We start from the raw sequence: 3,826 nt of genomic DNA, 5'->3' as shown, positions 1-3,826 counted from the left end.
CCGGCCGACCCGGCTGACCGCGGTCGGCACCGGGGTGGTCGCCGTGCTGGCCACGTTGGCGGTGGCGCTGGTGGACCGGCTGCTGTTCGGCGGCCTCGGGGTGCTGTTCGGGCTCGGCTACCTGGCGATCTGCTTCCAGCTGGCGGTGCGGGTACGGCTGTCGGACCTGCCGGCGGCGCCGATCAGCGGTCCGATCGCGTTCGCGGCCGCCCTGGTGCTCTGCCAGCCGGACCCGGCGCACGGGATCACCGGGCACGTGGTGTCGCTGGCCGCCGGGCTGGCCCTGCGGGCCGGGTGGCTGTTCGCCGGCACCGGGCTGGCCGTACTGATCGTCGGTGCCCGTTTCCTCGCCCAGCGCCGGATCCGCCGGAGCCGGTGACGGCCTGTCGGCCCGCAGCCCCCGCCCCCCGGCCCGCAGCCCGCAGCCCCCGGCCTCACGGCCTACGACGCCCCGGCTCCGGCCGACGACGCCCCGGCCCGCTGCTCAGCCGGATTTGGCGGCGGCCATCGCCGCGCCGACGATGCCCGCGTCGTTGCGCAGCTCGGCCGGGACCACCTCGGCCTCGCGCCGGGTGAGCAGCGGGAGGAACTTCTCGTGCTTGCGGCTCACCCCGCCGCCGATGATGATCAGCTCCGGTGAGAACAGCCGCTCGACCATGCCGAGGTACTCGTCCACCCGCTCGGCCCACTGCGGCCAGCTGAGGTCGTGCCGCTCCCGTGCCGCCGAGGCCGCCCGGTGCTCGGCGTCCTTGCCGCGCAGCTCCAGGTGGCCGAGCTCGGTGTTGGGCACCAGGGCGCCGTCCACGAAGAGCGCGCTGCCGATGCCGGTACCGAAGGTGAGCACCAGGACGACCCCACCGCGCCCGTGCCCGGCCCCGTAGGTGAGCTCGGCGAGGCCGGCGGCGTCGGCGTCGTTGAGCACGGTGGCCGGCAGGCCGAGAGCGTCCGAGAAGAGGCCGGCGGCGTCCTCGCCGATCCAGCGCTTGTCCACATTGGCGGCCGTCCGGGTCTGCCCGCCGACCACCACGCCCGGGAAGGTCAGCCCGACCGGGCCCTGGTGGCCGAAGTGTCCGACCACCTCGGCGACCGCCGCCACCACCGACTCCGGGGAGGCCGGGTGGGGCGTCAGCACCTTGTGTCTCTCCTGGGCCAGCGCACCGCGTTCCAGGTCGACCGGCGCGCCTTTGATGCCGGAGCCGCCGATGTCCACACCGAAGACCGTCGTCATGCCGCAGCCACCCTCCGTTTTCCACAGCCTGTGCACAAAAGTACGGGCGCAGGACCGCCCCCGCCTGCTGATACCCCGGGCGCGCCGGTACGACGCCGGTACGGCACCGGCCCCGGCACCGGCCCGGCGGCAGGACAGCACCGCGCCCGGGACCCCGTGGGGCCCCGGGCGCGGCGGGAAGGCTGGGCAGGCTGGAAGAAGCCGGGAGAGACCGAGCGAGGCCGGGAAGGCTCAGAGCCGGCCGGCGGCCTCGGCGCGCAGGTCGCGGCGGAGCTCCTTGGGCAGCGAGAAGATCAGGTGCTCCTCGGCCGTCTTGACGGTCTCCACGTCGGCGTAGCCGCGCTCGGCCAGGAAGGCGAGCACGCCGTCGACCAGGATCTCCGGCACCGAGGCGCCGCTGGTCAGGCCGACCGTGGTGACGCCCTCCAGCCAGGCCTCGTCGATCTCGTCGGCGAAGTCGACCAGGTACGCGGCCTTGGCGCCGTACTCCAGGCCGACCTCGACCAGCCGGACGGAGTTGGAGGAGTTCTTGGAGCCGACCACGATCAGCAGGTCCGTCTCGGGTGCCATCTGCTTGACGGCGACCTGGCGGTTCTGGGTGGCGTAGCAGATGTCGTCGCTGGGCGGGCTGACCAGCAGCGGGAAGCGCTTCTTCAGCTCGCCGACGGTGGCCATGGTCTCGTCGACCGACAGGGTGGTCTGGGACAGCCAGACCACCTTGGACTCGTCGCGGACCTGCACGTTGGCGACGTCCTCGGCACCGTCCACCAGGTGGATCCGGTCCGGGGCCTCGCCCATGGTGCCGATGACCTCTTCGTGGCCCTCGTGGCCGACCAGCAGGATGTCGTAGTCCTCGTCGGCGAAGCGCACGGCCTCCTTGTGCACCTTGGTCACCAGCGGGCAGGTGGCGTCGATGGTGGCGAGCTTGCCGGCCCTGGCCTCGTCGTGGACGGCCGGGGCGACGCCGTGGGCCGAGAAGACCACGATCGAGCCCTCCGGGACCTCCTGGGTCTCGTCGACGAAGATCGCGCCGCGCTTCTCCAGGGTCTGCACGACGTACTTGTTGTGGACGATCTGCTTGCGGACGTAGATCGGTGCCCCGTACTGCTCCAGGGCCTTCTCCACGGCGATCACGGCGCGGTCGACGCCCGCGCAGTAGCCCCGGGGGGCGGCGAGCAGGACACGGCGCTGAGCAGTGGTGGACATGGCTCCATCGTACGGGCGGCGGCGGGGCGGGCCGACGCGTGTCGCCGCTCGGACGCGAAGCGGCGGAACCGATCGGCGAAGGTGATCAAATGGGCGGGGTGAGCGAGGAAGTCGGGTCGGGCGGGTCGGACGGTCTGCGGCGCACCCTCGGCGTGCGGGACCTGATGGTCTACGGGCTGCTGTTCATCGCCCCGATGGCCCCGGTCGGCGTGTTCGGGGTGCTGGACGCCAAGAGCCACGGTGCGGTCGCGGCGGTGTACCTGGCGGCGACGGTGGCGATGGGGTTCACCGCGCTGTCGTACGCCGAGATGGTGCGGGCGGTGCCGCGGGCGGGGTCGGTGTTCGCGTACGCGCGGGCCGGGCTGGGCGAGGCGCCGGGGTTCGTCGCCGGGTGGATGGCGATGCTGGACTACCTGCTGATCCCGGCGGTCGCGTACCTGTTCTCCGGGATCGCGCTGAACTCGCTGGTGCCGGGCGTGTCCCGGTGGGTGTGGACGGCGCTGGCGGTGCTGGTCACCACGGTGCTCAACCTGGCCGGGGTGCGGACGGCGGCCACGGTGGGCTTCGCGGTGCTGGCGCTGGAGGTCGCGGTGCTGGCGGTGTTCACGGTGGCGGCGACGGTGGAGCTGGTCCGGCACGGCGCGGCCCGCGACTGGTGGTCTCCGCTGACCGCGGTGGGCGGTTTCTCCTGGTCGGCGGTGGTCTCGGCGGTGTCGGTGGCCGTGCTGTCGTACCTGGGGTTCGACGCGATCGCCTCGTTCGTGGAGGAGGCGGTGGGGGCTTCGGCGGCGGTCGCGAAGGCCGTGCTGTGGTGCCTGGCGCTGGCCGGACTGCTGTTCGTGGTGCAGACCTACCTGGCGGCGCTGCTGGAGCCGATGAGCCCGCAGGAGCTGGCGGCCGACCCGGCCGCGCAGGGTTCGGCCTTCTACGACACGGTGGACTCGGCGATCGGGCACTGGCTGCACACCCTGGTGGCGGTCTCCAAGGCGGTCGGTGCGGCGTTCGCGGCGCTGGCCGGGCAGGCCGCGGCCGGGCGGCTGGTGTTCGCGATGGCGCGGGAGGGGCGGCTGCCGCGGGTGCTCGGGGTGGTGGACGGCCGGTCGGGGGTGCCGCAGCGGGCGCTGCTGACCGCGGCGGTGATCACCCTGGTGGCGGCGGTGTGGGCGGCCCGCCGGGACGACGGTCTGGACCGGCTGGCGTCGGTGGTGAACGTCGGCGCGTTGACGGCGTTCGTGCTGCTGCACGCGTCGGTGATCGGGTGGTACGTGGTGCGGCGGCGGTCGCGGGAGTGGCTGCGGCACCTGGTGGTGCCGGTGCTGGGGATCGCGGTGCTGGTGGCGGTGCTCGTGGAGGCGTCGCACGCGGCGCAGGTGGTGGGGGCGGTGTGGCTGG

4 protein-coding genes are annotated in these 3,826 nt (G+C 73.6%); 2 read left to right on the top strand and 2 right to left on the bottom strand.

Annotation, left to right across the window (positions count from 1 at the left end; genetic code table 11):
• Positions 1-379: DUF6542 domain-containing protein (locus AA75_RS49195; RefSeq protein WP_368666555.1), on the top strand; the 379-nt coding region annotated here is incomplete at its 5' end.
• Positions 380-484: 105 nt separating this feature from the next.
• Here the strand turns inward: AA75_RS49195 and ppgK are convergent.
• Complete coding sequence (gene ppgK, locus AA75_RS11200) at positions 485-1,228, bottom strand: polyphosphate--glucose phosphotransferase (RefSeq protein WP_033819746.1); 744 nt, start codon at positions 1,226-1,228, stop codon at positions 485-487.
• 231 nt (positions 1,229-1,459) lie between these two features.
• Positions 1,460-2,434, bottom strand: coding sequence for a 4-hydroxy-3-methylbut-2-enyl diphosphate reductase (locus tag AA75_RS11195; RefSeq protein WP_033819745.1), 975 nt, complete (start codon positions 2,432-2,434; stop codon positions 1,460-1,462).
• 89 nt (positions 2,435-2,523) lie between these two features.
• On the opposite strand from AA75_RS11195, the gene AA75_RS11190 reads away from it, so the two are divergent.
• On the top strand, positions 2,524-3,826 hold a 1,303-nt coding region (locus AA75_RS11190; RefSeq protein ID WP_033819744.1), incomplete at its 3' end, for an APC family permease.

Origin of the sequence: Kitasatospora sp. MBT63 (assembly GCF_000710465.2) — a bacterium.
Lineage (GTDB): Bacteria > Actinomycetota > Actinomycetes > Streptomycetales > Streptomycetaceae > Kitasatospora.
This window is presented reverse-complemented; position numbering and strand designations above follow the sequence as displayed.